The organism is Micromonospora chersina (assembly GCF_900091475.1).
GTDB lineage: Bacteria > Actinomycetota > Actinomycetes > Mycobacteriales > Micromonosporaceae > Micromonospora > Micromonospora chersina.
On the sequence record NZ_FMIB01000002.1, the window covers coordinates 2,007,120 to 2,033,337 of the forward strand.

At 74.1% G+C, this 26,218-nt stretch carries 28 protein-coding genes; 12 read left to right on the forward strand and 16 right to left on the reverse strand.

Going from position 1 to position 26,218, the window contains the following annotated elements; all coding sequences use genetic code 11:
* Positions 1–51: 51 nt before the first annotated feature.
* Together GA0070603_RS09295 and GA0070603_RS09300 are read left to right on the forward strand one after the other, a co-directional pair.
* Positions 52–1,305 (forward strand): MFS transporter, encoded by a 1,254-nt coding sequence (locus GA0070603_RS09295; RefSeq protein WP_091310264.1) that lies wholly within the window; start codon positions 52–54, stop codon positions 1,303–1,305.
* Positions 1,306–1,317: 12 nt separating this feature from the next.
* Positions 1,318–1,851, forward strand: coding sequence for a GNAT family N-acetyltransferase (locus tag GA0070603_RS09300; RefSeq protein WP_091310267.1), 534 nt, complete (start codon positions 1,318–1,320; stop codon positions 1,849–1,851).
* Between the two features lie 4 nt (positions 1,852–1,855).
* Here the strand turns inward: GA0070603_RS09300 and GA0070603_RS09305 are convergent, their stop codons facing one another.
* The 4 genes from GA0070603_RS09305 to GA0070603_RS09320 are packed head-to-tail and all read right to left on the reverse strand — an operon-like array spanning position 1,856 to position 5,529.
* Positions 1,856–2,647 carry an MBL fold metallo-hydrolase gene (locus GA0070603_RS09305; protein WP_091310271.1) on the reverse strand — a complete coding sequence of 264 codons (792 nt, stop codon included), beginning with the start codon at positions 2,645–2,647 and terminating at the stop codon, positions 1,856–1,858.
* A gap of 58 nt (positions 2,648–2,705) precedes the next feature.
* Positions 2,706–2,963 (reverse strand): UBP-type zinc finger domain-containing protein, encoded by a 258-nt coding sequence (locus tag GA0070603_RS09310; protein ID WP_091310274.1) that lies wholly within the window; start codon positions 2,961–2,963, stop codon positions 2,706–2,708.
* A complete protein-coding gene (locus GA0070603_RS09315; RefSeq protein WP_091310278.1) occupies positions 2,960–4,540 on the reverse strand; it encodes a Na+/H+ antiporter in 1,581 nt (526 codons plus the stop codon). The genes GA0070603_RS09310 and GA0070603_RS09315 overlap by 4 nt, the downstream gene beginning before the upstream one ends.
* Before the next feature lie 11 nt (positions 4,541–4,551).
* Entirely contained in the window at positions 4,552–5,529 is a 978-nt protein-coding gene (locus GA0070603_RS09320; RefSeq protein WP_091310282.1) for a helix-turn-helix transcriptional regulator, read from the reverse strand.
* 61 nt (positions 5,530–5,590) lie between these two features.
* On the opposite strand from GA0070603_RS09320, the gene GA0070603_RS09325 reads away from it, so the two are divergent.
* A complete protein-coding gene (locus GA0070603_RS09325) occupies positions 5,591–6,037 on the forward strand; it encodes a VOC family protein (protein ID WP_091310285.1) in 447 nt (148 codons plus the stop codon).
* Between the two features lie 23 nt (positions 6,038–6,060).
* Here GA0070603_RS09325 and GA0070603_RS09330 read toward each other — a convergent pair whose 3' ends face one another.
* The 3 genes from GA0070603_RS09330 to GA0070603_RS09340 are packed head-to-tail and all read right to left on the reverse strand — an operon-like array spanning position 6,061 to position 8,747.
* Positions 6,061–7,026: a TIGR03885 family FMN-dependent LLM class oxidoreductase gene (locus GA0070603_RS09330; protein ID WP_091310289.1), complete on the reverse strand. Its 966-nt coding sequence runs from the start codon at positions 7,024–7,026 to the stop codon at positions 6,061–6,063.
* A gap of 41 nt (positions 7,027–7,067) precedes the next feature.
* Complete coding sequence (locus GA0070603_RS09335; RefSeq protein WP_091310292.1) at positions 7,068–8,480, reverse strand: NADP-dependent succinic semialdehyde dehydrogenase; 1,413 nt, start codon at positions 8,478–8,480, stop codon at positions 7,068–7,070.
* Positions 8,481–8,492: 12 nt separating this feature from the next.
* Positions 8,493–8,747 (reverse strand): DUF6343 family protein, encoded by a 255-nt coding sequence (locus GA0070603_RS09340; RefSeq protein ID WP_091310296.1) that lies wholly within the window; start codon positions 8,745–8,747, stop codon positions 8,493–8,495.
* A 174-nt stretch (positions 8,748–8,921) separates the two neighbouring features.
* Between GA0070603_RS09340 and GA0070603_RS09345 the strand changes: the two genes are divergently transcribed.
* Together GA0070603_RS09345 and GA0070603_RS09350 are read left to right on the forward strand one after the other, a co-directional pair.
* Positions 8,922–9,542 carry a putative antibiotic biosynthesis monooxygenase gene (locus tag GA0070603_RS09345; RefSeq protein ID WP_091310300.1) on the forward strand — a complete coding sequence of 207 codons (621 nt, stop codon included), beginning with the start codon at positions 8,922–8,924 and terminating at the stop codon, positions 9,540–9,542.
* A 113-nt stretch (positions 9,543–9,655) separates the two neighbouring features.
* Positions 9,656–10,498, forward strand: coding sequence for a GDSL-type esterase/lipase family protein (locus GA0070603_RS09350; RefSeq protein ID WP_091310303.1), 843 nt, complete (start codon positions 9,656–9,658; stop codon positions 10,496–10,498).
* An 86-nt stretch (positions 10,499–10,584) separates the two neighbouring features.
* On the opposite strand, the gene GA0070603_RS09355 is transcribed toward GA0070603_RS09350, so the two are convergent.
* From GA0070603_RS09355 to GA0070603_RS09360, 3 genes are all read right to left on the reverse strand, one after another.
* Entirely contained in the window at positions 10,585–11,346 is a 762-nt protein-coding gene (locus GA0070603_RS09355) for an EcsC family protein (RefSeq protein WP_091310307.1), read from the reverse strand.
* A 40-nt stretch (positions 11,347–11,386) separates the two neighbouring features.
* Positions 11,387–11,533, reverse strand: a complete 147-nt coding sequence (locus GA0070603_RS31465) for a hypothetical protein (protein WP_167544525.1) — start codon at positions 11,531–11,533, stop codon at positions 11,387–11,389.
* A 93-nt stretch (positions 11,534–11,626) separates the two neighbouring features.
* Positions 11,627–12,505, reverse strand: coding sequence for a peptidase M23 (locus tag GA0070603_RS09360; RefSeq protein WP_091310311.1), 879 nt, complete (start codon positions 12,503–12,505; stop codon positions 11,627–11,629).
* Between the two features lie 392 nt (positions 12,506–12,897).
* On the opposite strand from GA0070603_RS09360, the gene GA0070603_RS09365 reads away from it, so the two are divergent.
* Genes GA0070603_RS09365 through GA0070603_RS09375 form a run of 3 tightly spaced genes read left to right on the forward strand, consistent with a single transcriptional unit; the run spans position 12,898 to position 15,002 of the window.
* Positions 12,898–13,824, forward strand: a complete 927-nt coding sequence (locus GA0070603_RS09365) for a proteasome assembly chaperone family protein (RefSeq protein WP_091310316.1) — start codon at positions 12,898–12,900, stop codon at positions 13,822–13,824.
* Positions 13,825–13,861: 37 nt separating this feature from the next.
* Positions 13,862–14,659: an exodeoxyribonuclease III gene (locus GA0070603_RS09370; protein WP_091310320.1), complete on the forward strand. Its 798-nt coding sequence runs from the start codon at positions 13,862–13,864 to the stop codon at positions 14,657–14,659.
* Positions 14,660–14,681: 22 nt separating this feature from the next.
* Entirely contained in the window at positions 14,682–15,002 is a 321-nt protein-coding gene (locus GA0070603_RS09375; RefSeq protein ID WP_091310323.1) for an antibiotic biosynthesis monooxygenase family protein, read from the forward strand.
* A 7-nt stretch (positions 15,003–15,009) separates the two neighbouring features.
* Here the strand turns inward: GA0070603_RS09375 and GA0070603_RS09380 are convergent, their stop codons facing one another.
* On the reverse strand, positions 15,010–15,213 hold the full coding sequence (locus tag GA0070603_RS09380; protein ID WP_139131843.1) for a hypothetical protein: 204 nt from the start codon (positions 15,211–15,213) through the stop codon (positions 15,010–15,012).
* Positions 15,214–15,461: 248 nt separating this feature from the next.
* Between GA0070603_RS09380 and GA0070603_RS09385 the strand changes: the two genes are divergently transcribed.
* On the forward strand, positions 15,462–15,686 hold the full coding sequence (locus GA0070603_RS09385; protein WP_091310330.1) for a GntR family transcriptional regulator: 225 nt from the start codon (positions 15,462–15,464) through the stop codon (positions 15,684–15,686).
* Positions 15,687–15,738: 52 nt separating this feature from the next.
* Here the strand turns inward: GA0070603_RS09385 and GA0070603_RS09390 are convergent, their stop codons facing one another.
* Positions 15,739–16,407, reverse strand: coding sequence for a class F sortase (locus GA0070603_RS09390; protein WP_091310333.1), 669 nt, complete (start codon positions 16,405–16,407; stop codon positions 15,739–15,741).
* 8 nt (positions 16,408–16,415) lie between these two features.
* Positions 16,416–16,997 carry a hypothetical protein gene (locus GA0070603_RS09395; protein WP_091310337.1) on the reverse strand — a complete coding sequence of 194 codons (582 nt, stop codon included), beginning with the start codon at positions 16,995–16,997 and terminating at the stop codon, positions 16,416–16,418.
* 132 nt (positions 16,998–17,129) lie between these two features.
* On the opposite strand from GA0070603_RS09395, the gene trmB reads away from it, so the two are divergent.
* Both trmB and GA0070603_RS09405 read left to right on the forward strand, forming a co-directional pair.
* Entirely contained in the window at positions 17,130–17,834 is a 705-nt protein-coding gene (gene trmB, locus GA0070603_RS09400) for a tRNA (guanosine(46)-N7)-methyltransferase TrmB (protein WP_091310341.1), read from the forward strand.
* Positions 17,835–17,881: 47 nt separating this feature from the next.
* Positions 17,882–20,386 (forward strand): DEAD/DEAH box helicase, encoded by a 2,505-nt coding sequence (locus tag GA0070603_RS09405; RefSeq protein ID WP_091310345.1) that lies wholly within the window; start codon positions 17,882–17,884, stop codon positions 20,384–20,386.
* Between the two features lie 58 nt (positions 20,387–20,444).
* On the opposite strand, the gene GA0070603_RS09410 is transcribed toward GA0070603_RS09405, so the two are convergent.
* Positions 20,445–22,073, reverse strand: coding sequence for a COG1361 family protein (locus GA0070603_RS09410; protein ID WP_091310348.1), 1,629 nt, complete (start codon positions 22,071–22,073; stop codon positions 20,445–20,447).
* A gap of 156 nt (positions 22,074–22,229) precedes the next feature.
* On the opposite strand from GA0070603_RS09410, the gene GA0070603_RS09415 reads away from it, so the two are divergent.
* Complete coding sequence (locus GA0070603_RS09415; protein WP_091263986.1) at positions 22,230–22,877, forward strand: hypothetical protein; 648 nt, start codon at positions 22,230–22,232, stop codon at positions 22,875–22,877.
* An 80-nt stretch (positions 22,878–22,957) separates the two neighbouring features.
* Here GA0070603_RS09415 and GA0070603_RS09420 read toward each other — a convergent pair whose 3' ends face one another.
* A complete protein-coding gene (locus GA0070603_RS09420) occupies positions 22,958–24,448 on the reverse strand; it encodes an MFS transporter (protein WP_091310352.1) in 1,491 nt (496 codons plus the stop codon).
* Positions 24,445–26,217, reverse strand: coding sequence for an IucA/IucC family protein (locus GA0070603_RS09425; RefSeq protein WP_091310355.1), 1,773 nt, complete (start codon positions 26,215–26,217; stop codon positions 24,445–24,447). The genes GA0070603_RS09420 and GA0070603_RS09425 overlap by 4 nt, the downstream gene beginning before the upstream one ends.
* Position 26,218: the final 1 nt, after the last annotated feature.

A 26,218-nucleotide genomic window follows, 5' to 3' on the forward strand; every position in this document is an offset into this window, starting at 1 on the left:
CGCCCGGTTCGGGCGCACCCGGCCGGCGGCGCCCTGCCTAGGGTCGAGGACATGACCGGGGCCTCGCCGATCCCGCCGCCGGGGGCGCTGCGCACACTCTCGCTGGCCACCCTGGCCAACACGGTGGGCTCCGGGCTCTGGCTGGCCGGCGGGGCCCTCTACCTGACCCGTGACGTCGGGCTCTCCCCCGCCGCGGTCGGCGCCGGCCTGACCGTCGCCTGGCTGGTCGGGCTGAGCGCCAGCGTGCCCCTCGGCGCGCTGGCCGACCGGCGCGACCCCCGTACCCTCCGGGCCGCCATCCAGGTGGGCCAGGCGGTCGCGGCGGCGGCGTACCTGCTTGTGGGTTCGGTGCCGGTGTTCCTCGCCGTGGCGATCCTCGAAACCCTGCTGGCCTCGGGCAACCTGGCGGTCCGAGCGGCGCTCGTCGCCGCGGTGGCCGGGCCGCGGGGCCGGGTGCACGCCTTCGCCACCCTGCGCGCGGTGGCCAACCTGGGCATCGCGGTCGGCGCCGCGCTGGCCGGGTTCGCCCTGGCCGTGGACACCCATCGGGCGTACCAGGTGCTGGTGGTCGGGAACGCGGCCACCTACCTGCTGTCGGCGGCGCTGCTCATGCGGCTGCCGGCCCAGCCGCCGGCGGCGCGCGCTCCCGCGGCCGGCCGGCCGCGGCGGGCGCGGGCGCTGCGGGACGTGCGGTTCCTCGCCGTGAGCGGCGCGTCGGCGGTGCTGTCCCTGCACCTGACGGTGCTCACGCTGATCGTGCCCCTGTGGACGGTCACCCGGGCCGGCGCGCCGCCGCCGGTGGTGTCGGCGGTGCTGCTGACCAACACGGTGCTGACCGTGCTGCTGGCGGTCCGGCTGAGCCGGGGCGCGGACACGGCCGCTCCCGCCGCCCGGAAGCTGCGCCGGGCCGGCCTGGTGCTGGCGGCGGCGACGCCGCTCTACGCGGCCACGGCAGGCCTGCCCACCGTCGCGGCGGTCGTGCTGCTGCTGGTCGCCACGGCGGTGTGGACGTTCGGCGACCTGTGGCACGGGGCCGCCGGGGCGGGGCTCGCCTACGACCTGGCCCCGCCGGACGCCATCGGCGCCTACCAGGGGGCCGACGGGCTGATCGCCGGACTGGCGCGGGCGGTCGGCCCGGCCCTGCTCACCCTGCTGGTGCTCGACGGCGGGGTGCCGGGCTGGCTGGTGCTCGGCGCGCTCTTCGCCGGCGTCGGCCTGGCCGCCCCGGCGCTGACCCGGTGGGCGCTGGCGAGCCGGGAACCGGCCCGGCCGGTGGCCGGCGACCGTCCGGCCGCGCCGGTGTAGCAGCATGGCGGCATGACGGACCAGCAGACCATCGCGATCCGCCCCGGCGGCCCGGCGGACGCCGCCACCGTGCTGCGGCTGCTCGACTCGGCCACCGCCTGGCTCGTGGCACGCGGCCGGACCGGCCAGTGGGGAACCGAGCCGGCGTCGACCGACCCGCGCCGGATCGCCCAGGCCGACGCGTGGGCCACCGGCGGCGGGCTGTACCTGGCGATGCTCGGCGACCTGGCGGCGGGCGCCCTGGTGGTCGGGTCCGCCACCGAGTACGTGCCGCCGGCCACCGAACCCGAGTTGTACGTGAACCTGCTGGTCACCGACCGGGCCTACGCGGGCCACGGGATCGGGGCGCGGCTGCTGGCGTACGCGGCGGAGCTCGCCCGCGACCGTGGCCTCGGGCTGCTCCGGGTGGACTGCTACGGCGGGGACGACCGAGCGCTGGTCCGGTTCTACGAGGGCTGCGGCTTCACCGCCACCGACCGGTTCACCGTCGAGCGCCCGGGTCGCGCCCCCTGGCCGGGCCAGGTGCTGGAGCGCCGCCTCGGCTGACCGCTCAGACCTCCACCGCGACCGGTTCGCCGCGCGGCAGCCAGCGCACGGCGCGGCGGACGGGCTCCGGCGCCCGCGCGAACGCCCGCTCCGCCGCCGGCCGGCCCTCGCGGAAGTGCCGCCAGCCCTCGTAGTGCACCGGCAGCACGGTGTGCGGTCGCAGCCGGCGGCACAGTTCCACGGCCTGCCGGCCGGTCATGCTGTACCGGACCGGCCCGGTGACCGGGAACCGCACGCCGCCCAGGTGCAGGACGGCCGTGCCGACGCGCAGCCGGCGGGCCACCTCCCGGACGCCCCCGTACAGCACGGTGTCGCCGGAGATCCACAGGGCGCCGTGCCGTTGCCCGGCCCAGTGCAGGGCGAACCCGGTGACCGCGCCCGCCAGGGGACGGCTCAGCGGCGGGCCGTGCCGCGCGGGCGTCGCCGTGACCCACAGGTCGGGCCGGGCCGCCGCCCGCAGCCGCAGGTCCGACCAGGGCGCCAGGCCGTGCGCCCGGCCGCCGACCCGGCGGGCGCCGCCGGGTGTGGTGACCACGGTCCCGGCCGCGGGCAGCAGGGCGCGGCCGGCGTCGTCCAGGTTGTCGCCGTGCTGGTCGTGGCTGAGCAGCACCACGTCGATCCGGCCCACGGCCGCGGCGGGCACGGTGGGACCGGTGAGCTTGCGGGACGCGGTGCCCCAGCCGAAGCGGTAGCGCCGGCCGGGCGGGTCGAAGGTCGGGTCGGTGAGCAGCCGCCATCCGCCGACCTCGACGAGGACCGTCGGCCCCCCGAGGTGAGTGATCCGGACGTCGCCCATGCCCGCCCCTTCCGCTCGATGCCCAGCCTGCCCTCCCGGGCGGCGGTGCGCGGCGCGGTCAGCCGATCTCCTCGTCGACGAAGCACCAGCGCCACGACTCGCCGGGCTCGATCGAGCGCATCACCGGGTGCCCGGTCGACTCGAAGTGCTTCGTGGCGTGCTGGTACGGCGAGGAGTCGCAGCAGCCCACGTGCCCGCAGGTCAGGCAGGCCCGCAGGTGCACCCAGTAGTCGTTGCCGATGGCCACGCAGTCCGGGCACTCGGTCGTGGTCTTCGGGTCGGCGTCACCCGCGTCGGTCAGGTGTGCGCAGCTCACTCGTCGGCCTCCTGTCGCAGCAACGACTCTTCCAGGTCCAGGTCACGGTAGGCGTTCACCAGGACCTCCTCCGGGATGCGCCCGGAGTCGCGGGCGGCGCGGAACACCTCCCGCTCCGCGTCGATCATCTCTTTCCGCAGCCGACCGTACGCCTGCGAGGGGGTCTCCTGCGCGGTGCCCCCGAGCCGTTCCCAGGCGAGGTTGGTGCGGCTCTGCACCAGACCGCGCAGCCGTTCCACGACCGCCTCGGGCGCCCCGTCGGCGAGTTCCTCCAGCCGGTCCCGGGCGGCGCGGCTGGCCTGCTGCTGCACGGCGGCGGCGGAGAGCGCGTCCTGCACCGGGTCGTCCGGCGGCAGTTTCGCGGCCCGCGCCACGGCCGGCAGGGTGGCGCCCTGCGCCACGAGGGTCACCACGATCACGGCGAACGCCAGCCAGATGAACAGCTGGCGCGGGTACTCCCGACCGTCGGCCAGGGTGAGCGGCAGCGCGAGCGCGGCGGCGAGGGTGACCACCCCGCGCATCCCGGCCCAGCCGATGACGAGGGGCACCTGCACCGGGGGCGGCGCGTCCCGGCGGCGGACCCGGGGCACCAGCCGGGCCAGGTAGGTGGCCGGGATGAGCCAGACGAACCGGGTCAGCACGACGGCCGCCAGCACCGCGACGGTGATCCCGACCAGCCGGCCCGCCGGCTCGTCCAGGTCGCGCAGCACCTCCCGCAGTTGCAGGCCGACCAGCAGGAAGACCAACCCTTCCAGCAGGAACTGGATGAGCCGCCAGAACGCGCCCACCTGGAGCCGGGAGGCGGCCGACATGAGCAGCGGCTGTTTGTGCCCGATGCCCAGCCCGGTCACCACCACGGCGACCACCCCGGAGGCGTGGATCTCCTCGGCGGCGAAGACCACCGCGAACGGCACGATGAGCGACAGCGCGTTGTCCAGCACCGGGTCGGTGATGCGCTTGTGCAGGTGGCCGAAGACCACCACGCCGAGCAGCCCGACGAGGACGCCGCCGCCGGCCGAGACCAGCACCTCGCGGGCCACCTCGCCGGCCCCGACGTGCCCACCGGCCGCGGTGGCCGCGGCGACCGCCACCCGCAGCAGCACCAGCGCGGTGGCGTCGTTGACCAGGCTCTCGCCCTCCAGGATGGTCACGATGCGCCGGGGCAGGCCCACCCGCCGGGCCACCGCGGTGGCGGCGACCGCGTCGGGCGGCGCGACCACCGCGCCGAGGGCCAGGCAGATGGCGTACGGCACGTCGGGCAGGATCAGGTGGACGACGGTGCCCACCACGAACGCCGTGAAGATCACCAGCCCGACGGCGAGCAGCAGGATGGGCCGGATGTTGAGCCGGAACGCGGGCACGGAGGTCTTCAGCGCCGCCACGTAGAGCAGCGGCGGCAGGATGCCCACCAGCACCAGTTCCGGGTCGAGGCGCACCTGCGGCAGACCGGGCAGGAAGGACAGGCCGAGGCCGAGCACGACGAGCAGGATCGGCGCCAGCAGGCCGAGCCGCCGCGCCAGCGCAGCGCCGAACGTCGCGATCGCGAGGAAGACCACGACCTCGATCAGAGCTTCCATGGGGTACGAGCCTAGGTGTTGCCGGGGGCCGGGCCGGTGCCGGCCATCGTGGCGAGCCGGCGGGCGAGCAGGGCCACGGCCTCCCGCAGTTCCGGCGGCTCCAGCACCCGCGCCTCGAAGCCCAGCCGGGCCACCTGCACGGCGAGCCAGTCGAGGCTGTCCCCGCCGACGCTGAGGACGCACCACCCGTCGGCGTCGTCCTCGACGCGTCCCACCTGGGGCGGCACCAGCTCCCGGACCCGTCCGGCCGGCGCGTGCACCCGCACGCGGGCGAGATACCGGTAGGGCGACCCGGTGACGGACCGCTGCACGTAGGCGACCGGGTCCGGGTGCTCGCGGGCCCGGAAGCGCCAGGTCGTCGCCACCACCTCGCTCATCCGGTCCAGCCGGAAGGTGCGCCAGTCGTCGCGGTCGACGTCGCGGGCCATCAGGTACCAGCGGCGGCCGGTGGTGACCATCCGCGCCGGCTCGACCGTCCGCTCACGCTCCCCGCCGTCGCGGCCGGGATACCGGAACCGCACCCGCACGAGGTCGCGGCAGGCCCGGGCGAGGGTGACCAGCAGCTCCGCGTCGATCTCGACGCCGGGGCCGACGAGGGTCTCGGTGGCGCCGTGCACCGCGCGCACCTCGGCGCGCAGCCGGGCCGGCATCACCTGGTCGAGCTTCGCGAGCGCCCGCAGCGCCGCCTCGCCGGCGCCGGCGACGGTGCCGCCGGAGGCCAGCCGCAGGGAGACGGCCGTGGCGATCGCCTCCTCGTCGTCGAGGAGCAGCGGCGGCAGCCGGGTGCCCGCGCCGAGCTGGTAGCCGCCGCCGACGCCGGACGTCGCGTGCACGGGGTAGCCGACGGCGCGCAGCCGCTCCACGTCGCGGCGTACCGAGCGGTCGGTGACGCCCAGCTCGGCGGCGAGTTCGCCGGCGGTCCAGGACGGGCGCCGCTGGAGCAGCGCCAGCAGCCGCAGGACCCGTTCGGTCGTCGCCTCGACGGTCATGTCCGCATGGTTCCACAGATCGCGGAACGATCCTGTCCGCGATCCGGGGCAGACTGTCGCCATGACCGAACAGACGCGGACCGTCCAGATCACCTTCGACTGCGCCGACCCGGCCGCCCTGGCGGCCTTCTGGGCCACCACCCTCGGCTACCGGCTCCAGGACCCGCCCGGCGGCTTCGCGTCGTGGGAGCAGGCCCTGGACGCGATGGGCGTGCCGCCGGAGCGGCGCAACGACGCCTCCGCGGTGGTCGACCCCGCCGGCACCGGGCCGCGGCTGTTCTTTCAGCGGGTGCCGGAGGGCAAGCAGGTGAAGAACCGCGTACACCTGGATGTGCGGGCCGCACCGGGGCTGTCCGGCGACGCGCGGATGGCGGCCCTGGAGGCGGAGGCCGAGCGGCTCGTCTCGCACGGCGCCACCCGGCTGCAACGCCACGAGCCCGCACCCCCGCTCGGGGCCGGCCACATCATCATGGCCGACCCGGAGGGCAACGAGTTCTGCCTCGACTGATCAGCCGTGCCGCACCGCCGTGCTCACGCGGCGGTGCGGAGCTTCGGCAGCACCTCGGCCCCGAACGTGTCGATGAAGGCGCGCTGCTCCTGCCCGACGTGGTGCAGGGCGATCTGGTCGAAGCCCAGCGCCACGTACTCCTCCAGCCAGCCGACGTGCCGGCCGAGGTCGGCGGAGACGTTGACCACCGAGGTGACCCGCTCCAGGGGCACCTGCTCGCTGACCACGTCGAAGTGGTCGGCCAGCTCCAGGTCCCAGCAGACCGGCGGGGCGAAGACGTTGCTGCGCCACTGGTCGTACGCGACGGCCTCGGCCTCGGCCTGCTCGGGGGCCCAGCTCACGTGCACCTGGAGGTGCAGCGGCCCGCGCCCGCCGGCGTCCCGGTAGGCGTCGATCATCCGCCGCAGGTGCTCGACCGGGGCGTTGACGGTGATCAGGCCGTCGGCCCATTCGGCGCACCAGCGGGCGGTCTCCACGCTGACCGCCGCGCCGATCAGCGCGGGCGGCTGCTCGGGCCGGGTCCACAGCTTCGCCCGGTCCACGGTGACCAGCCCGTCGTGGCTGACCTCCTCGCCGGCGAGCAGCGCCCGGATCACGTCGACGCACTCGCGCAGGCGGGCGGCGCGGACGTCCTTGCGCGGCCAGCCGGTGCCGGTGATGTGCTCGTTGCTCGCCTCGCCGGTGCCGAGCGCGGCCCAGAACCGGCCCGGGTACATGGCGGCCAGGGTGCCGATGGCCTGGGCGATGATGGCCGGGTGGTAGCGCTGGCCGGGCGCGTTGACCACGCCGAACGGCAGGTTGGTGGCCTGGAGCGCGGCGCCGAGCCAGGACCAGGCGAAGCCGGAGTGGCCCTGCCGGGCGCTCCACGGCGAGAAGTGGTCCGACGACATGGCCGCGTCGAAGCCGGCCCGTTCGGCGTGGGTCACCGCCGCCAGCAGCTCGGCCGGGTGGATCTGCTCGTGGGACGCGTGGAAGCCGAACACCGTCATGGGCGCATCTCCTACCCATGACGGCGTCCGGCCAATCGCGACTACTCGGAGTGCGCGCCGGCCCCGGCGCCGGCCTCCCCCTCGCCGACCCAGACGGTCTTGGTGTTGCAGAACTCCCGCATGCCCACGGCGGACAGCTCGCGCCCGTACCCGGAGTTCTTCACGCCGCCGAAGGGCAGCTCCGGATAGGACGTGGTCATGCCGTTGATGAAGACGTTGCCGGCGTCCAGGTCGACGGCGAAGCGCTCCTGCTCGGCTGTGTCGGTCGTCCAGGCGTTGGAGCCGAGGCCGAAGTTGGTGCCGTTGGCGACCTCGATCGCCTCCTCGTAGGAGTCGACCCGGTAGAGGCCGGCGACCGGCCCGAACACCTCCTCGGACCACATCCGCATCCCCGGCCGCAGGTCGGTGACCACTGTCGGCGGGTAGTACCAGCCGTCGCCGGACGGCTTCTCGCCGCCGCACAGCACAGTGGCGCCGTTGTCCACGGCGTCCTGCACCTGGGCGTGGATCTCGTCGCGGCCGCCCTCGCTGGCCAGGGGGCCGACGTCGGTGTTCTCGTCCATCGGGTCGCCGACCCGCAGCGCCGACATCCGGGCCGCGAACTTCTCGGCGAAGGCGTCGAAGACGTCGGTGTGCACGATGAACCGCTTGGCGGCGATGCAGGACTGGCCGTTGTTCTGGCAGCGGGCCGTGGTGGCCACCTCGGCCGCCTTGTCCAGGTCGGCCGAGGGCATCACCACGAACGGGTCGCTGCCGCCCAGTTCCAGCACGGTCTTCTTGAGTTCCCGGCCGGCGATCTGGGCGATCGAGCGGCCCGCGCCCTCGCTGCCGGTCAGCGTGGCGGCCCGGACCCGGGGGTCGCTGAGGATCCGGTCCACCTTGTCGGAGCCGACCAGCAGCGTGGTGAAGGCGCCCTCCGGGAAGCCCGCCCGGCGGAACAGCTCCTCCAGGTAGAGGGCGGTCTGCGGGACGTTGGAGGCGTGCTTGAGCAGCCCCGTGTTGCCGGCCATCAGCGCCGGCGCGGCGAACCGCATCACCTGCCACAGCGGGAAGTTCCACGGCATCACCGCGAGTACGGGCCCGATCGGCTGGTGCCGCACGTACGCCCGCTTCGCCTTGACCGCGGCGGCGTCGGCGGGCTCGTCGGCGAGCATCTTCGCGGCGTTGGCGGCGTAGAAGCGGCAGGCCGTGGCGCACTTGGTGACCTCGGCCTTCGCGGCCGCGTACGTCTTGCCCATCTCGGTGGTCATGAGCCGCGCGGTCTCGTCCCGTTCCGCCTCCAGCAGGTCGGCCGCGGCGATCATCCACCGGCCCCGTTCGGCGATGGTGGTGCCGTGCAACTGCCGGAAGGCGAGGTCGGCCCGCTCGATGGCTGCGTCGACCTGCTCGTCCGACATGGCGTCGTACGTCTTGAGCACCTGCCCGGTGGCGGGGTTGGTGGTGGCGATGGGCATGTCGTACTCCTGTCACTCGAACAGCGAGTGCCGCGCGCCCGGCTCCTCCCGGTGGCGCGCGGCGCGGCGGCGCTGGATCACGACCAGGTCGACCACGGCCACCGCGGCGAGGATCGCGCAGACGACGCCCAGCCAGGTCACGTCGGCGGCGAACGCCAGCACCGCGAAGACGGTCATGGTGACCAGGCCGAACAGGGCGAGCACGAGCCGCAGGTTCAACGCGCTGTACGCGGCGTTGACCCGGCGGCGGGGCTGTGATCGCGTCATTCCTCCGGGCTACCCCCGCGCGGCGTGGGTTAACCGGTCCCGTCGGGGCGGCCCGGCCGCGCCCGGTGATCCCGGACACGGAGCGGGTACTCAGCGGATGCGCCCGGCGGGACCGTGCGTTACACCGGTCTGCGGTGACCGGCGGAGATCCCGCTGGCGGCGGAGAGGACGGGCATGACCACGACGCACGCGGTGCCGGTGACGGTCGCCGTCTCGCGGCGCGCCGACCCGGCGCGCACGGACGAGATGGTGGCGTGGATCCGGGCCGGTACGGCGCTGGCCGAGAGCTTCCCCGGCTTCCTGGGCGCCGGATTCGTCCGCAGCGCGCCCGGCTCTCCCGAGTGGCACGTGATGTACCGGTTCGCGAACCACGACACGCTGCGCGACTGGGAGGACTCCTCGCAGCGGCACTGGTGGCTGACCTCGGCGCAGGGCATCGTCGAGCACACCCGGACCGAGCGCCGCACCGGCATCGAGGGCTGGTTCGACGCGCCGGTGGACCACGTGGTCGAGACGTTGCCGGCCGGCGACGCCGAGCCGGCCGCGCCGGCCGCCCCGCCGCGCTGGAAGCAGGCGGTCACCATCTGGCTGGCGTTCTTCCCGCTCAGCCTCACCGCCACCCTGCTCACCGCCCGGTTCATCGCCGACGTGCCCCTCGCCGCCCGGACGCTGCTCATGACGCTCTGCCTGACCCCGCTCATGACCTACCTGGTGCTGCCCCGGATCACCCGGGCGCTGCACTGGTGGCTGCACGGTCAGCCCGCCCCCTGGCGCCGACTCCCGGACCGGTCGTAACACGCTCATGTGAACGACGGTTATCGATGCCGGAAAGGTGACAGAGCCCCCGTCCGGACGGCCGAGGCGCATAGGGTCGACGCGCCGCTTCATGCCGCCGGACGGGGGACGGTATGCCTCGACGTTGGATCGCCGCGCTGGCCTGCCTCGCGGCGCTGGTCGCGCTCGCCTGCGACGGCGAGGGCTCGGCGTCGCCCCGGCCGTCGGGCTCCGCGCCACCCGGCGCGCCGAGGGTGCTGACCGCGCTCGGCGACTCGGTCACCACCGGCTTCGGCTCCTGCCTGGTGCTGGTGAGCTGCGAGCGCAACTCCTGGTCCAGCGGTGACGGCATCCGCGTGCACAGCCTCTACCGGCGGCTGCGCGACGACAACCCGACGCTGCGGGCCTACAACCGCGCCGCCCCGGGTGCCCGCGCGGCCGGCCTCACCGACCAGGCCCGGGCCGCGGTACGCGACAGGGCCGACCTGGTCACCGTGCTGATCGGGGCGAACGACGCCTGCCGCGACGACATCGCCGAGATGACGCCGGTGGCCACCTTCCGCAAGCAGGTCGACGCCGCCCTGGCGGTGCTGCGCAAGGGCCGGCCGAAGGCGCGGGTGCTGGTGGCCAGCCTGCCCGACCTCCACCGGCTCTGGGAGATCGGGCACACCGAGTCCCGCGCGGTGCGGGCCTGGTCCCGCGGCATCTGCCCCGCGCTGCTGGCCGACGCCACGTCGACCGCGCCGGCCGCGGTGGCCCGGCGGGCCCGCTTCCGCGAGCGGATCGACGCGTACGACGGGCAGCTGCGCGCCGCCTGCCGGGCGTACGGGTCCCGCTGCCGGTGGGACGGCGGCGCGGTGCACCGGACCCGGTTCAGCCTGGACGAGGTGAACGCGCTGGACTGGTTCCACCCGAACGCCGCCGGCCAGGACCGGCTCGCCGACGTCGCCTGGGACGCGTCCGGCTGGGCCGACTGACCGTTCCGCGGCGGGCCGGGCCGGCCGTGGGACGCGTCCGGCACCGGCCGGGCCGGCCCCACGGCGGGGTGATGCCGGGCCGGCCGTCAGGGCCGGCGGGGGCCGGGCAGCTGCCGGGGGCCGCCCCGGTAGAGGGCGCGGGCCCGGTCGGCGAGGTCCTTGGTGGCCGAGGAGTTGGCCCAGGTGCCGAGGATGATCGCGGCGCCGGGGATCACCTTGGCGAACATCCGCTTGGCGGCGCGCACCCCGGCCATCCGGGCCAGCCGGACGCCGAGCTGGAGCATCACCCGGCCCAGCGGGCGCTCCCCGCCCATGCCGAACAGCGCGCCGGCCCGTTCCCGCCCGGCGGCCACCCCGAGGGCGAGCCGGGCGCTCTCGGCAACCTTGTGCACCCGCTGGAGGACCAGCAGGTCGGTGGCCCGGTCGGGGTGGACCGGGTCGACGCCGTACGCGGCGGCCACGTGCAGCACCAGCCGGGCCTGGGTCCAGGCCAGCACGCCCACGTCGATTACCGCGCCGGGCAGGCCGGCCGCACCCGAGACCGCGCCGGAGAGCCGGGCGTGGTTCACGAACTTGCGCACCGCCTGCTCGGCCAGCTCGTCGGCGGGGACGTCGGGTCGCTGCGCCCGCTCCCGCTCGGCCCACTGCGCCGCCTCCGGCCCGAGCCGGCGCACCGCCTCCAGGGCCAGGTGCTCCGGGGCGTACTGCGGGTCGTCGCGCATCCGGTCCCAGAGCTTCGCCGGGGGCGCCTCGGGCGCGTCCACGGGCGGGGCCGGCTTCGCGCCAACGGGCGCGGCCGGCTTCGGGGGAACGGTGGGCTCGCCGTCGACGGGGGCGGGGTCGGTCACGAGGGGGCTCCCGGGGGTCGGTACTGCGGGGGCGGAGCGGTCAGCGCCGGCGGGACGACAGCCGGGTGGCGAGCTGCTTGAGCTTCGCCTGGTTCTCCGGCTTGGCCAGCTCGCGCCGGCCGCGGTCGACCAGTTGCTGGCCGCGGGGCGACCGCAGGAAGGCGCTGAGCCGTTGCACCAGTGACATGACGTCCTCCTGTCCGCGGTCCCCTCTCATGTGTACCCGGGACCGGCAAGTCCCTGGTACCCGGGCCGCCCCCGCGGCAACCCCGGGCGCGGGTCAGCCCAGGATCTCCTTGACCACCGCGTTGGCGGCCCACTCGTGCTGGGCGTACGCGTCGGGGAACGCGGAGACCTGGACGGCCTGCGCGGCGACGGTCAGCGGCAGGTCCTGCCAGCCGGGGATCTCCTCCAGGGCGGAGAGGAACGCCTGGGTGGCGTACTCCGGGTCCATCAGCTCCTCGACGGTGCCCCAGCCGCTGCTCGGACGCTGCTGGAACAGCCCGACCGAGTCGTGGTCCCAGCCGATGGCCTGGTGCGGGTAGTTCTGCGACTCGGGTAGCACGCCGCTGGCGTAGTTCAGCAGGGTGCTCTCCTGCATGGCGGTGGCCACCGCGATGACCAGGCCGCGACGGGGCACGCCCATCTCCCGGCCGGCCTGCACGATCTTCTTGGCGTTGTTCATCTGGGTCTGGTCCAGGCCGGCGACCGGGACGATCCGGCGCGGCGTGGGCTTGGGCTTGGGCTTGGGCTTCGTGGTCGCCGAGGGGGTGGCCGACGGAGTCGCGGCGCTCGGGGTGGCCGCCGGGGCGGTGGTCTCGCGGTCCAGGTCGCGGGAGGCGGCGTCGACGGCGGCCCGCTGGGCGGCCTCCGCCGGCACGGCGGGGTTCGGGGTGTCGCCGGCCGCGCGGGCGCCGATCTGGCTGAAACCGCCCACCAGGCCGAGGCAGCAGACCGCGCCGGTGGCCACGGCCATCTTGGTCCGGCCGGGCCGGGCGGCGAGGGGGTTCAGGAGGGCGTTGAAGCGGGTACGCAGGGAACCACGGGGAGTGGAGGCCGCCGGAGAAGCGGTCGACTGAACGGTCGAGGGGGTATCGTCCGAACGGTCAGCCGAGCCGTCGAGGCCGTACTGGTCGTCGAGGGTGCCGTCGTCACGCATTCGACGAGGCTAGGCAGGGCAAACCGGGATCACCCAGGCTCAAAGGGTGGCCCTCGCCACACTTCGCACTCCGGAAACCGGACATCCGCCGGTGGCCGGGGGCGGCCGGTGACGGACCTCGCGACCCGGGAAAACCTCCGGTCCACCCCGGGCCGGGTCGGCCCGGGCAGGAACCTCGCAGCCCTCCCGGCCGGGGCCAGTGATCGACTAACTCGTCCTTTCGGCCGAACCGGACCTGGCCCGTCAGGGGGAACGATCCCGTCACCGACACCGAACTGTGATCATCGTTCGGCCCGTAACGGAATGGACCACGGCGGCCGGTACGTTGGCCGAACCGGGGAGGCCGTGCGCGCACGGCCCACCCGTACGCGTCGACAGGAAGGTCCGAACCGGTGCTCGACCCACACGAGCTCTACGAACTCAGCGACGATCTGCCCGACCTCGGCCAACCGGTGCTGATCCAGGCGCTCACCGGCTTCGTCGACGCCGGCAACGCCACCCGGCTGGCCCGGGAGCAGCTGCTCACCTCCCTGGAGGCGCGGCCGATCGCGCGCTTCGACGTCGACCAGCTCTTCGACTACCGCTCCCGCCGGCCGGTGATGACCTTCGTCGAGGACCACTGGGCCGACTACGACGCCCCGGCGCTGGAGCTGCACCTGATGCGCGACGACGACGAGACCCCGTTCCTCCTGCTCACGGGCCCCGAGCCGGACCTCCAGTGGGAACGCTTCGTGGCCGCCGTCGCCGGCCTCTCCGCCCGCCTCGGCGTGCGGCTCACCGTCGGGCTCAACTCGATCCCCATGGCCGTCCCGCACACCCGGCCCAGCGGCGTCACCGCCCACGCCACGCGGCCCGAGCTGATCTCCGGCTACGAGCCCTGGCTCCAGAAGGTCCAGGTGCCGGCCAGCGTCGGCCACCTGCTGGAATACCGCCTCGGCGAGCAGGGCCGCGACGCCCTCGGCTTCGCCGCGCACGTGCCGCACTACGTCGCGCAGACCGAGTACCCGGCCGCCGCCGACGCGCTGCTCTCCGCCGTGTCCCGCAGCACCGGGCTGCTGCTGCCCCGCGACGGCCTCGGCGCCGCCGCCGAGGTGGTGCGGGTGGAGATCGACCGTCAGGTCGCCCAGACCGAGGAGGCGGCCACCCTGGTCCAGGCCCTGGAGGAGCAGTACGACACCTTCGCCCGGGGCCGCGGGGAGAAGAACCTGCTCGCCCAGGAGACCGGCCCGCTGCCCACCGCCGACGAACTCGGCGCCGAGCTGGAACGCTTCCTCGCCGAGCAGACCCGCCCCGGAGACACCGACACCCCGCGGGGGTGACCCGGCGGGGTGGCCGCCGATGGGGCAGGCTGGAGACATGCGCCTGGCGACCTGGAACGTCAACTCGGTGAAGGCCCGCCTCCCCCGGCTGCTCGACTGGCTGGCCACCACGAAGCCCGACGTCGTCTGCCTGCAGGAGACCAAGTGCCCCGACGGGGCGTTCCCGGTCGCCGAGGTGGGCGAGCTGGGCTACGAGGCGGCCAGCCACAGCGACGGCCGGTGGAACGGGGTCGCCATCCTGTCCCGGGTGGGGCTGGCCGACGTGGCGGTCGGCTTCCCCGGCGAACCGGGCTTCCCCGAGCCGGAGGCGCGCGCCATCTCGGCCACCTGCGCCGGCCTGCGGGTCTGGTCGGTGTACGTGCCGAACGGCCGCTCCCCCGACGACCCGCACTACGCGTACAAGCTGGCCTGGTTCGCCGCGCTACGGGACGCCCTGGAGCCGGAGCTGGCCGGCGGGCTGCCCCTCGCCGTGTGCGGGGACTTCAACGTCGCCCCGACCGACGCCGACGTGTGGGACCCGGCGCTGTTCGTCACCTCCACCCACGTCACCCCGGCCGAGCGCGCCGCCCTGGCCGCGCTGCGCGACCTCGGGCTCGACGACGTGGTGCCCACCCCCATGAAGGGCCCGCACCCCTACACCTACTGGGACTACCGGGCCGGCATGTTCCACCAGAACAAGGGCATGCGCATCGACCTGGTCTACGCCTCCGCGCCGTTCGCCCGGGCCGTCACCTCGGCGTACGTGGACCGGGAGGCGCGCAAGGGCAAGGGCCCGTCCGACCACGCCCCCATCGTGGTCGACGCCGAGCTGGTGCCGACCGTCGAGACGTTCTGATCCGGCTCGTTAGGGTGGAGCCATGGCAGTCGTGAAGATCAACGCGATCGACGTCCCGCCCGGCGCCGGCGAGGAGCTGGAGAAGCGGTTCGCGGCCCGGGCCGGCGCCGTGGAGAACTCCCCCGGCTTCCTCGGCTTCGAACTGCTCCGCCCGGTCGCCGGGGAGAGCCGCTACTTCGTCTACACCCGCTGGGAGACCGAGGAGGCGTACCAGGCGTGGGCGCAGGGGTCCGCCCGGGCCGCGCACGCCGGCGGCGAGGGCGGCGAGCCGCGCAAGCCGGTCGCCACCGGCGCCACGCTGCTGGAGTTCGAGGTCGTCCAGCACGTGCCCGGCAAGGCCTGACCGCCGCCTACTTCTGGAACATGGTCGAGGCGACCTCGGCCATGAGCGTGAGCGCCCAGTCGAGCTGCGGACAGGTGTCCCGGTCACGGCACTCCAGGCAGCCGCCGGCCCGCCAGGGCTGGTCGAGCGCCCGGGTCCAGTGCGTGTCGATGATCCGCATCATCGCGAACAGCTCGTCGGCGGGCGTGATCTCGCCGTCATCCATCGGCACGGTCAACGCCTTCCGCGAGTGAGCGAGGGCCCCGCCCCGGGCGGAGTCCGTTGCGTCGTGCGCCCGGGGCGAGGGGACCGGAAACCCCGGATTGCTGAAGTCCAGGAGCCGCCGACCCACTGTCTCACTGTATTCACTGTCTCACTGTAGTCAAGTTCTCACTGTCTCGACTTCGCCGCGTTGTCGCCTTGTCCCATTCACGTGCGGGCTGGAAACATGATCTCCGCTGAAGTCCAGGAGAGCCGATCATGCCGACCAGACCACCGCACTACCGACGCGTCGCCGACGACATCGAGGCCAAGATCCGTGCCGGCGAATACGCGCCCGGGCAACAACTGCCGTCCGTGTCGGAGATCGGCGAGATCTACAACGTCGCCAGGTCGACGGCCTACCGCGCCGTGAAGGAACTGCACGCGCGCAATCTCATCTACGGACAGCAGGGCCAAGGCGTCTTCGTCACGGAATCGGAGTAGCCAGCCGGGCGTGAGTCGCGCCCCCATCCGGCCGGCCGACTGATCACCAGCGTCAGGGGTTGCGGGTGTCGAGGAGTGAGGCGAAGGCGATCACGTTGTCCTGGTAGCCGGTGTGGCCGCCGACCCACTCGCCGCCACACGTGATCAGCCGCAGCTCCGCCGGGCCGGAGTCGCCGTAGACCCGGTCGGCCGGGAGGTTTGCCTTGTCGAAGTACTCGACGGTGTCGACCTTGAAGCTGACCACGCTGCGGTCCTCACGGGTCACCTCGATCCGGTCCCCGGGCTTCAGGTCGTGCAGCCGGTAGAAGACCGCCGGACCGCTCTTGGTGTCCACGTGCCCGACGATGATCGCCCGGCCGGGCTCGCCGGGCACCGCCCCGCGGTTGTACCAGCCGGTCTGGTGGTGCTGGGTGAGCGGCGGGACGTCGATCGAGCCGTCCCGCGCCTGGCCGACCGGGGTGACCGGGGCGGTGACCTTGATGGCCGGCACGGCGAGGCGGACCGGGAGGCTGGCCGGCTCCCGCGCCCGGGCCGGCTCGGCGCTGTGCCGGTTCGACCCGGTCGCCGCGTCGGCCCAGTCGAACGGCCCGGCGGTCCGGCCCAGGCCGGCGCCGGTGGCGAAGACCCCGACCAGCACGAGCAGCACGGCGAGCGGCGTCGACCACGGGCTGCGGGTGCGGGCCGCCCGGGCGGTGGACTGCGGGGTGGGGTTCGCGGCCATGGCGGGCCTCAGCGCCGGGCGGCGCCACGGAGGGTACGGGGCTGCCGGCGCGACGCCACCACGCCGACCACCGCGCCGACCACTGTCAGCCCGAGCCCCACCGGCACCAGCAGCCCGCCGAGGCCACCGCTTCCCGCGGTGCCGCCGAAGCCGGTCGCCGGCCCGCGGCTGGGCTGCACCCGCTTGACCACCTGGAGCATGGTGGACGCGGTCTGCCCGCCGGGGCACTCCAGCTTGACCCGGTAGTTGCCGGGGCGGGTGCGGTCGCGGACCATCGGCGAGGCGGTGAGCAGGCCGTGCTGCGGCTGCACCTGGACCCGCCCGAACGCGTCGGAGACCACTGTCGCCGGCACCGTGTTGTCCCGGCAGCTCGCCCGGATGCCGACCAGGAAGCCGGGCTCGACGGTGCTCGGGGTGACCTCCACGAAGATCACGTCGGCGGGCGACGGCTGCGTCCCGGGCACGGGCTCGGCAGCGAGCACCGGAGCAGCAAGGACCGGGCCGGCCTGGGCGGGCACCGCGCCGACCAGCGGGGCGGTGCACGCGGCGGCCGCGACCAGCAGCGCCGCACGTCCCGTGACTGACACCATGCCCCCTCCCGGCCCCGCGTCGGCGGTGACGGGCGGCGGGCCACCCGTCCTGCCGTACTGGGATGAATCCTCTCACCCCGGGCCGCACATCACATCCGATCCGCTCCGGCGGTCGCGTACGCTCGGGTCGCTGTGACCTCCACCGACTTCAGCGCCGCGCCGCCGGCCCACGCCGCCCGTATCCGCACCTTCCACCCGCGTCGCGGCCGGATGAGCGACCGGCAGCGCGGCGCGCTGGCCCGGCTCTGGCCCGCGTACGGCCTGGAGATCGACGACCTGGACGGGCCGTGCGATCCGGCGGCGCTGTTCGGACGGCGGGCGCCGCTCGTGCTGGAGATCGGGTCCGGCATGGGCGACGCGACCGCCGCCATGGCGGCCGCCGACCCGGACCGACACTATCTGGCGGTAGAGGTGCACACGCCCGGAATCGCCAACCTGCTCGAACTGGTCGAACGGCACGGCCTCGGCAACGTGCGGGTCGCCAAGGGTGACGCGCTGGACCTGGTCCGGGCCATGCCGGAGGGCTGCCTGGACGCGGTGCACGTCTTCTTCCCCGACCCGTGGCCGAAGGCCCGCCACCACAAGCGGCGGATCATCCAGCCGGCGCACGTGGCGCTGCTGCGCTCCCGGCTGGCCCCCGGCGGGACGCTGCACTGCGCCACGGACTGGGCGGAGTACGCCGAGGCCATGCGGGAGACGCTGGCCGCCGACCCGGGGCTGGTCGACGTGCACGGCGGCTTCGCGCCCCGCCCGGAGCACCGGCCGGTGACCAAGTTCGAGCGCCGGGCGCTGACCGCCGGGCGGGAGATCTTCGACCTGATCCACCGGCGGCGCTGAACCCGGTTGGCGCGGCGGCCCATGATCCAGGCACGATGGGAGCCGCCATGACTCTCACCGCCGCGCTGCCGAAGAGCGCCGACCCCGACACCCTCTACGACGCGTTCGCCGGCTGGGCGTCCGAGCGCGGTCTCGACCTCTACCCCCACCAGGAGGAGGCGGTCATCGAGATCGTCTCCGGCGCGAACGTGATCATGAATACGCCGACGGGCTCGGGCAAGAGCCTGGTGGCGATCGCGGCGCACTTCGCGGCGCTGGCCGACGACCGGACCACCTTCTACACCGCGCCGATCAAGGCGCTGGTCTCGGAGAAGTTCTTCGCCCTCTGCGAGGTCTTCGGCGCGGAGAACGTCGGCATGCTCACCGGCGACGCCAGCGTCAACGCCGACGCCCCGATCATCTGCTGCACGGCGGAGATCCTGGCCAACCTGGCGCTGCGCGAGGGCGCCCGGGCCGACGTCGGCCAGGTGATCATGGACGAGTTCCACTTCTACGCCGAGCCGGATCGCGGCTGGGCCTGGCAGGTGCCGCTCATCGAGCTGCCGCAGGCGCAGTTCGTCCTGATGTCCGCGACGCTCGGCGACACCACCCGCTTCGTGGACGACCTGACCCGGCGCACCGGGCGGCCGACCGCCGTCGTCCGCTCGGCCGAGCGGCCGGTCCCGCTCCTCTTCTCGTACGCGACGACGCCGCTGCACGAGACCCTGGAGGAGCTGCTCACGACGAAGCAGGCCCCGGTGTACGTCGTGCACTTCACCCAGGCGGCCGCGCTGGAGCGCGCCCAGGCGCTGATGAGCGTGAACGTCTGCACCCGCGCCGAGAAGGACATGATCGCCCAGGCGATCGGCAACTTCCGGTTCACCTCGGGCTTCGGCAAGACGCTGTCCCGGCTGGTCCGGCACGGCATCGGCGTGCACCACGCCGGCATGCTGCCGAAGTACCGCCGTCTCGTGGAGACCCTCGCCCAAGCCGGGCTGCTCAAGGTCATCTGCGGCACCGACACCCTCGGCGTCGGCATCAACGTGCCGATCCGCACGGTGCTGTTCACCGGCCTGTCGAAGTACGACGGCACCCGCACGCGGCTGCTCAAGGCCCGCGAGTTCCACCAGATCGCCGGCCGGGCCGGGCGGGCCGGCTTCGACACCCTCGGCCGGGTCGTGGTGCAGGCCCCCGAGCACGTCATCGAGAACGAGAAGGCCCTGGCGAAGGCGGGCGACGACCCGAAGAAGCGCCGCAAGGTGGTGAAGAAGAAGCCGCCGGAGGGGTCGATCGGCTGGGGCGAGCCGACCTTCCAGCGCCTCGTCGAGGCCGAGCCGGAGCCGCTGACCTCCAGCTTCCAGGTCAGCCACTCGATGCTGCTCAACGTCATCGGCCGCCCCGGCGACGCGTTCGCCTCGATGCGGCACCTGCTCACCGACAACCACGAGGACCGGGCCGCCCAGCGCCGGCACATCCGCCGGGCCATCGCCATCTACCGGGCGCTGCGGGCCGGTGGCGTGGTCGAGGAGCTGCCCGAGCCGGACGAGCAGGGCCGCCGGGTGCGGCTCACCGTCGACCTCCAGCTCGACTTCGCGCTCAACCAGCCGCTCTCCCCGCTCGCCCTGGCCACCATCGAGCTGCTCGACCGGGAGTCGCCGTCGTACGCGCTGGACGTGCTCAGCGTGATCGAGTCGATCCTGGACGACCCGCGCCAGGTGCTCTCCGCGCAGCAGTTCAAGGCCCGCGGCGAGGCGGTCGCCGCCATGAAGGCCGAGGGCATCGAGTACGAGGCCCGGCTGGAACTTCTCGACGAGGTGACCTGGCCGAAGCCCCTCGCCGAACTGCTGGAGTCGGCGTACGAGATGTACCGGCAGGGCCACCCCTGGGTCGCCGACCACCAGCTCTCCCCCAAGTCGGTGGTCCGCGACATGTACGAGCGGGCCATGACGTTCCCCGAGTACGTCCAGTTCTACGGGCTGTCCCGCTCCGAGGGCCTGGTGCTGCGCTACCTCGCGGACGCGTACAAGACGCTGCGGCAGACCGTCCCCGAGGACGCGAAGACCGAGGAGCTGGTCGACCTCATCGAGTGGCTGGGCGAGCTGGTCCGCCAGGTCGACTCCAGCCTCATCGACGAGTGGGAGCGGCTGCGCAACCCGTCCGACGTCGCGGAGGTGGCCGCGTCGCTGGACGACCGGCCCCCGGCGGTCACCCGCAACGCCCGGGCGTTCCGGGTGCTGGTGCGCAACGCGCTGTTCCGCCGGGTCGAGCTGGCCGGCCTGCGCCGCTGGGACCTGCTCGGGGAGCTGGACGCCGAGCAGGGCTGGAACGCGGACGCGTGGGCCGACGCGCTGGAGCCGTACTTCGAGGCGTACGACTCGATCGGGGTCGGGCCGGACGCGCGCGGGCCGGCGCTGCTGATGATCGAGCAGGGCCGGGAGAAGTGGACCGTACGCCAGATCCTGGACGACCCGGAGGGCGACCACGACTGGGGCATCAGCGCCGAGATCGACCTCGCCGCCTCCGACGAGGCGGGCGCCGCGGTGGTCCGGATCGTCGAGGTCGGACAGCTCTGACCCCGTTCGCGTCGCGGGGGTGGACCGGAGACCGGCCCACCCCCGCGACGTCGGCGGATCAGTCGCGCGGGGTCTGGAAGGCCACGCGGCGACGGCGGAACATCACGAACAGCACGGCACCGAGCGCGAGCACGGCGGCGCCGACGCCGGCGAGCGCGACGGCCGGGGCGCCGGTGACGGGCAGGCCGCCGCCGGAGCCACCGTTGCCGTCACCGGAGCCGCCCTCGCCGCCGGTGATGACGATGCGGGCGGTGTTGTTCGCCGGGTTCGACTCGGTGGAGGACGTCGCGCCGTCGACCACGATCGTGCCGTCGGTGCCCGGAGCCGACTTGATCTTCAGCTTGACGGTGGGCTTGATCCGGCCGTAGCCGGAGAAGGTGGTGGGGAACTCGCTCTCGAAGTTGCAGCGCAGCTTCGCCGACTCCGGCAGCTGCTTGCCCGGCGTGCCGTCGGTGTAGCACCACTCGGCCGGCAGCAGCACCGTGCCGCTCGGCGCGGTGATGACGACACCCGGACCGCCGCCGTCGGACGGGCCGTTGTTCACGATCTCGTAGGTGAGGTCGACCGTCTGCCCGACGCTGCCCTTCACGGGCGGGGCGGTGACGGCGACGTCGAGCGTGTTCTTCTTCGTCCAGAACTGGATGTCGGCGTAGTTGTCCGACTCGTCGAGCTCACGCTCCACGACGGACCGCTTGGCGAGGCCCGCCGCGACGGCCTTGGCGTGCAGCTTCTCGGCGGCGGCGGCGAACGACGGGCCGGTGCCCCTGGTGGCGGCGACCTTCTTCGCCGCCTCCGCCTCGCCCGCCAGGGCGGTGCTGAAGGCGGCGTAGTTCTCGGCCGGACCGGGCAGGTTGCGGCCGAACGTGATGTTGAACAGCGACGCGCCGGTCTCGTCGTCGAACAGCAGCAGCCCCTCGCCGGGGTTGAGCGTCAGCGGCACCGTGCAGGTGACCTGGCTCGGCCCGTAGACGTAGGGCGCGCCGGTGTCCTTCGGGTAGTAGTCGACGTAGGTGCAGTCGCTGTACCGCTCGACGAAGGTGGCGCCGGTGGGCAGGTCGACCCGGACCGTGAAGTCCGTCGCGGGGCTGTCGCCCTCGTTCAGGACGCCGCTGTAGAGCGGGACGCGGTCGCCCGCGCCGACCGGGTGCGCCTTGTCGTTCAGGTTGTCGGCGGCGGCGACCAGGTCGGGGCCCGACGCGACCACGGTGACCGGGAACGAGGTGGTGTTGTCGCCGGGGTTGGCGTCGTCCTCCGCGCCGGCGATGGTCACCGTCACCGAGCCCGCGTCGCCGGGCGTGGCGCCCGTGCGGCTGGCCAGCGACACCGGGTAGACGTTGGTGACCTGTCCGGCCGCGAGAGCGCCGACCGTGCAGGTGACCTTGCTGTCGGCCAGCTTGCAGGTGTCGTCCCAGTCCGACACGGAGGCGGTGACCGCGTCGGAGAGCTTGCTCAGGTCGAGGGTGACGGTCACCGCCGTCGCGTCGGCCTCGCCGTAGTTGTAGACGTACATGCCGATGGTGGTGCCGCTGTTGTCGATCTCCGCGACGGGGTCGCGGTCGAACGAGACCGAGAGATCGGGCAGCGGGTCCGCCGCGTGGGCCGGGGCGGAGAAGCCGAACAGCGCGGTCGTCGCCAGCGCCGCCGCGCCGACGGCGAGGCGGGGCCAACGGGCCGTGAGGGATGTCATGTGAGCTCCGGGAGAGAACGGGGGAAGCCCGCACTCTAGTTGATGATCAGCGACCGCGGTGTCCCGTGCGAAGAGGCGCTCCAGACCCCTGGGCGATGTCAGACCCGTCGATTAGAATGTATGTACTAATCGAGCTTTTGACCTGGGAGGATGCTCGTGACCGCGCCCACCTCCGCCGCCCCCGTCACCCCCTACGCCACCCTCCTCGGGTTCACCCGCTACGTGGACCGCACCGGGCCCACCAAGGCCACCTTCGTGGGCGGCCTGCGCAAGCAGCGGGCGAGCCGACACGGCTTCAACCCCCACGGCCAGTTCGTCAAGGCGCTCAAGGCCGACGTCGCCTTCCACACCGGCGGGACGCACCTGGCCCAGGTCGCCGACCTGGTCAAGCCGCGCTGGCGCCCGCTCTACGAGGCGCTGGTGCCCGGCGCGACCACCTGGCTGCACTCGCTCGGCGAGCCGGCCGGCGTCGACCTGGCCCAGACCCGCGACGCCCTCGCGATGCTGGGCGACCTCCCCGTGAAGATCAACCCGCAGTTCGGCGTGCGCTACGCCGACGGCCGCGCCGAGGCGATCCGGCTGCACTTCGACGAGGCCCCGCCGAGCGAGGAGACCACGCTGGCGACACTGCACCTGATGGCCCGCCACATGGACGCGGTCCTGCCGCACGCCGAGCCGGTGCTCGTCGACGTCCGGCGCGGCGAGTCGCACCGGATGCCGGCCGACGTCAAGCCGGAGCAGGTCGAGCAGTGGCTGGCCGGCGAGGCCGCCGCGTTCCGCGCCATCTGGTCCACCGCGGCCTGACCCGACCCACCCCCCGACGAGCGGCCGCCCCTCCCCGGGCGGCCGCTCGTTCGCGTCTCCCCGGACCGCGCTCGACGACGTCAGCGGTGCCGGGCGCGGTGCAGCAGGTACGCGGTGACCAGCCCACCGGCCAGCACGGCCGCCGCCCCCGCCGTCTGCCCGGTCTCCAGCGACACCCGGAAGGCGTCCCGGACCAGCGCCCGGTCCCGGTCGGAGCCGGCGGCGGCCAGCGCGGCCGGGAACGAGCCGGCCCCCGCCAGCGCGGCCGGCAGCAGGGCGGCGAACCGCGCGTTCAGCACCGCGCCCAGCACGGCCACGCCCAGGCTGCCACCGACCTCGGTCATGGTGCCGTCGACGCCCGCCCCGGCGCCGGCCCGCTCCGGCGGCAGCGCGCTCACCACCGCCTCGACGATCGCCGGGTTGGCCAACGCGCAGCCGGCCCCCATGAGCAGCAGCCCACCGAGCAGCGCCGGATAGCCGTCGCCCGGGGCGTACGTGACGACCAGCAGGCCGACGGCGAGCAGCGCCATCCCGACGGCGACCGCCGCCGGCCGCCCCGTCCGACGGATCAGCGCGGCGGCCACGCCGGTGAGGTTGAGCGCCACGATGGACAGCGCGAACGGCGCCATCCGCAGCCCGGCCTCCCAGGCCGGATAGCCGCGGACGAACTGCAGGTGCTGGGTGAGCAGGAACAGGGCGCCGGTCGCGCCGAAGGTGATCAGCACGACCCCGGAGACCGCGCCCGCGAAGCGGGGGTCCCGGAACAGCCCCATGTCCAGCATCGGGTCGGTGACCCGGTGCTCCCAGGCCACGAAGGCGCCGAGCAGCACGGTGCCGGCGGCGGCCGCGGCGAGCACCGCCGGGGCGGTCCAGCCCTCCTCCGGCCCGGCGGTGATGGCCCAGACCACGCCGGTGAGCCCGGCCGTGGAGAGCAGCACGCCCAGCACGTCGAGCCGGCCGGTGGCCGCCTTGCGGGACTCCGGCACCAGCAGCCGGACGGCCACCAGGCAGACCAGCACCACCGGCACGTTCACCAGGAAGATGGCCTGCCAGGGCAGGTGGGCGAGGATCGTCCCGCCGACCGGCGGCCCGACGGCGAAGCCCAGCGCGCTTGTCGCCGCCCAGACCCCGATGGCCCGCTGGCGGGCCGGGCCCTCGAAGACCTGCACGGCCACCGCGAGCGTGGCGGTGACCAGGAGCGCGCCCCCGACGCCCATGCCGGCCCGGGCCGCGATGAGCTGGCCGGTGGTGGTGGCCAGCCCGGCGGCCAGCGAGCCGGCGCCGAACAGCACGAGGCCGACCAGCAGCATCCGCCGCCGGCCGTACCGGTCGGCCGCGCTTCCGGCGCTGATCAGCAGGCCGGACAGGACCAGGGCGTACGCGTTGATGATCCACTGCACGTCGCTGGTGCTGGCGGCCAGTTCGGTGGTGAGCACCGGCACCGCCACGGTGAGCACGGTGTTGTCGAGCACCACGGTGACCTGGGCCAGGCAGAGCACGGCCAGGATCCACCACCGGTGCCGCAGGACCGCCGGCCCGACCGGGGCGACCGGCGCGGCGACGGTGCTCACGGCGCGTACGGGGCGAGCGGGTTGGCAAGCGTCCCCACGAACTGGAGCGCCGCCGACGGGTCGGCCAGGTCGACCATCTGCTGGTTGTTCCGCAGTTGCAGCCGGTTCAGGCAGGAGAGCGCGAACTCCGGGGCGAACAGGTCGTGCCGGTCGGCCAGGTGCGGCACCGATTCGAGGTAGGCGCGGACGCACCCGGCGACGGTCCGCCAGAAGGTCTCCTCGTCGGCGACGCCCTCGGTGGCCAGGATGGCGTTGAGGTGGCGCAGGAACGAGTCGAACACGTCGGTGAAGACGCAGAGCACCTTCTCGTCCTCGGGGACGGCGGCGCGGATCCGGCGGACCGCCTCGGGCAGGTCGGCCTCCGGGTCCATCACGACGATCTCCTCGGCGATGTCCTTGAAGACCACCCGCTCCACCACGCCGTCGCGGAGCACCAGGATGACGTTCTCGCCGTGCGGCATGAAGGCCAGGTCGTAGGCGTGCAGCGCGTGCAGCAGCGGCACGAGGTAGGCGTCCAGGTAGCGGCGCAGCCACTCCGCCGGGGTCAGCCCGGAGGCGGCGATCAGCGCACCGGCGAACGAGCGCCCGGCCCGGTCGACGTGCAGCAGCGACGCCATGGTGGCCAGCCGCCGGCCGGGCTCCAGGCCCGGCACCGGGCTCTCCCGCCAGAGCGCGGCGAGCATCTTCCGGTACGGCGAGTACCTGTCGGTCGCCGCCTCGAACTGCCGGTGCCGGTAGCCGATCGCGGCCCGCTCCCGGATGATCGTCAGCCCGGTCCGCCGGAACACCGGGTCGGCGGCGATCAGGTCGGCCAGCCAGTCGTTGATGGCCGGGGTGTGCTCCATGTACGCGGCGGACAGCCCGCGCATGAAGCCCATGTTGAGCACCGAGAGCGCGGTCTTCACGTAGTGCCGGTGCGGGTCGGTGACGTTGAAGAAGGTGCGCACGGACTGCTGTGCGAGGTGCTCGTCCGGCCCCTCGCCGAGCGGCACGAGGCGCCGCCGGGCCACCTCGCCGGCGAAGGTGACGGCCAGCTTGTTCCACCACTGCCAGGGGTGCACGGGCAGCAGCAGGTAGTCGGCCGGGTCGAGGCCGAGCCCCGCGAGGGTACGGGCGAACCCGGCGAGGGTGTCGGCGCCCAGTTCGGCGCGGACGTGGGTGTCGTAGTCCAGGTCGGCGGCGCAGGTGAAGGTGGTGTGGTCGCGGTGGGCGGCGAGCCACAGCAGGCGGACCGGCCGGCCGGCCTCCGGGGCGTACCGGTGGTGGTCGTGCACGCCCCAGCCGATCCGGCCGCTGTTGGCCACGAAGCACGGGTGGCCCTCGGTCATCGCCGTCTCGATCTGCTGGAAGTCGGCGTTGACCAGTTCGGCCGCGTCCCGCTCGGGCCGGGCCAGCTTGTACGCGAGCCCGGCCAGGGTGGAGGTGATCTCCTCCAGGTAGACCGGCAGGACGGCGTCGGTGAGGCCGAGCGCGCCGCGCAGCTCCAGGCAGAGGTCGACGGCGTCCAGCGGGGCCTCCCGCCCGTCGACGTACCGGGTCAGGCCGGCGGGGTCGATCCACCAGTGGTTCAGGCTGAGCCGCCGGGCCGCGAAGCGGTACTCGACGGTGCCGTCGTCGCCGCGTACCCGGTAGTGGCCGGGGCCCTGCGGCTCGGGGGTGATGAGCCGCTCGTGGGCGAACTCGGCCAGGGCCTTGCGGACCAGTTGGCGGTTGGCGGCGGCCCAGAGTTCGGGGGTGAGGTGGTCGACGGCGGCGGAGGGGGTGGTCACG

Bases quoted from the DNA above. Each gene is read 5' to 3' on its own strand.
- GA0070603_RS09340 (WP_091310296.1), bottom strand. From the start codon at position 8,747: ATGACGCGATCACAGCCCCGCCGCCGGGTCAACGCCGCGTACAGCGCG.
- GA0070603_RS09390 (WP_091310333.1), bottom strand. From the start codon at position 16,407: ATGGCCGCGAACCCCACCCCGCAGTCCACCGCCCGGGCGGCCCGCACC.
- GA0070603_RS09335 (WP_091310292.1), bottom strand. From the start codon at position 8,480: ATGCCCATCGCCACCACCAACCCCGCCACCGGGCAGGTGCTCAAGACG.
- GA0070603_RS09320 (WP_091310282.1), bottom strand. From the start codon at position 5,529: ATGACCGTCGAGGCGACGACCGAACGGGTCCTGCGGCTGCTGGCGCTG.
- GA0070603_RS09375 (WP_091310323.1), top strand. From the start codon at position 14,682: ATGGCAGTCGTGAAGATCAACGCGATCGACGTCCCGCCCGGCGCCGGC.
- GA0070603_RS09330 (WP_091310289.1), bottom strand. From the start codon at position 7,026: ATGACGGTGTTCGGCTTCCACGCGTCCCACGAGCAGATCCACCCGGCC.
- GA0070603_RS09370 (WP_091310320.1), top strand. From the start codon at position 13,862: ATGCGCCTGGCGACCTGGAACGTCAACTCGGTGAAGGCCCGCCTCCCC.
- GA0070603_RS09325 (WP_091310285.1), top strand. From the start codon at position 5,591: ATGACCGAACAGACGCGGACCGTCCAGATCACCTTCGACTGCGCCGAC.
- GA0070603_RS09300 (WP_091310267.1), top strand. From the start codon at position 1,318: ATGACGGACCAGCAGACCATCGCGATCCGCCCCGGCGGCCCGGCGGAC.
- GA0070603_RS09350 (WP_091310303.1), top strand. From the start codon at position 9,656: ATGCCTCGACGTTGGATCGCCGCGCTGGCCTGCCTCGCGGCGCTGGTC.
- GA0070603_RS31465 (WP_167544525.1), bottom strand. From the start codon at position 11,533: ATGTCACTGGTGCAACGGCTCAGCGCCTTCCTGCGGTCGCCCCGCGGC.
- GA0070603_RS09395 (WP_091310337.1), bottom strand. From the start codon at position 16,997: ATGGTGTCAGTCACGGGACGTGCGGCGCTGCTGGTCGCGGCCGCCGCG.
- GA0070603_RS09345 (WP_091310300.1), top strand. From the start codon at position 8,922: ATGACCACGACGCACGCGGTGCCGGTGACGGTCGCCGTCTCGCGGCGC.
- GA0070603_RS09410 (WP_091310348.1), bottom strand. From the start codon at position 22,073: ATGACATCCCTCACGGCCCGTTGGCCCCGCCTCGCCGTCGGCGCGGCG.
- GA0070603_RS09305 (WP_091310271.1), bottom strand. From the start codon at position 2,647: ATGGGCGACGTCCGGATCACTCACCTCGGGGGGCCGACGGTCCTCGTC.
- GA0070603_RS09405 (WP_091310345.1), top strand. From the start codon at position 17,882: ATGACTCTCACCGCCGCGCTGCCGAAGAGCGCCGACCCCGACACCCTC.
- GA0070603_RS09315 (WP_091310278.1), bottom strand. From the start codon at position 4,540: ATGGAAGCTCTGATCGAGGTCGTGGTCTTCCTCGCGATCGCGACGTTC.
- GA0070603_RS09295 (WP_091310264.1), top strand. From the start codon at position 52: ATGACCGGGGCCTCGCCGATCCCGCCGCCGGGGGCGCTGCGCACACTC.
- GA0070603_RS09360 (WP_091310311.1), bottom strand. From the start codon at position 12,505: ATGCGTGACGACGGCACCCTCGACGACCAGTACGGCCTCGACGGCTCG.
- GA0070603_RS09385 (WP_091310330.1), top strand. From the start codon at position 15,462: ATGCCGACCAGACCACCGCACTACCGACGCGTCGCCGACGACATCGAG.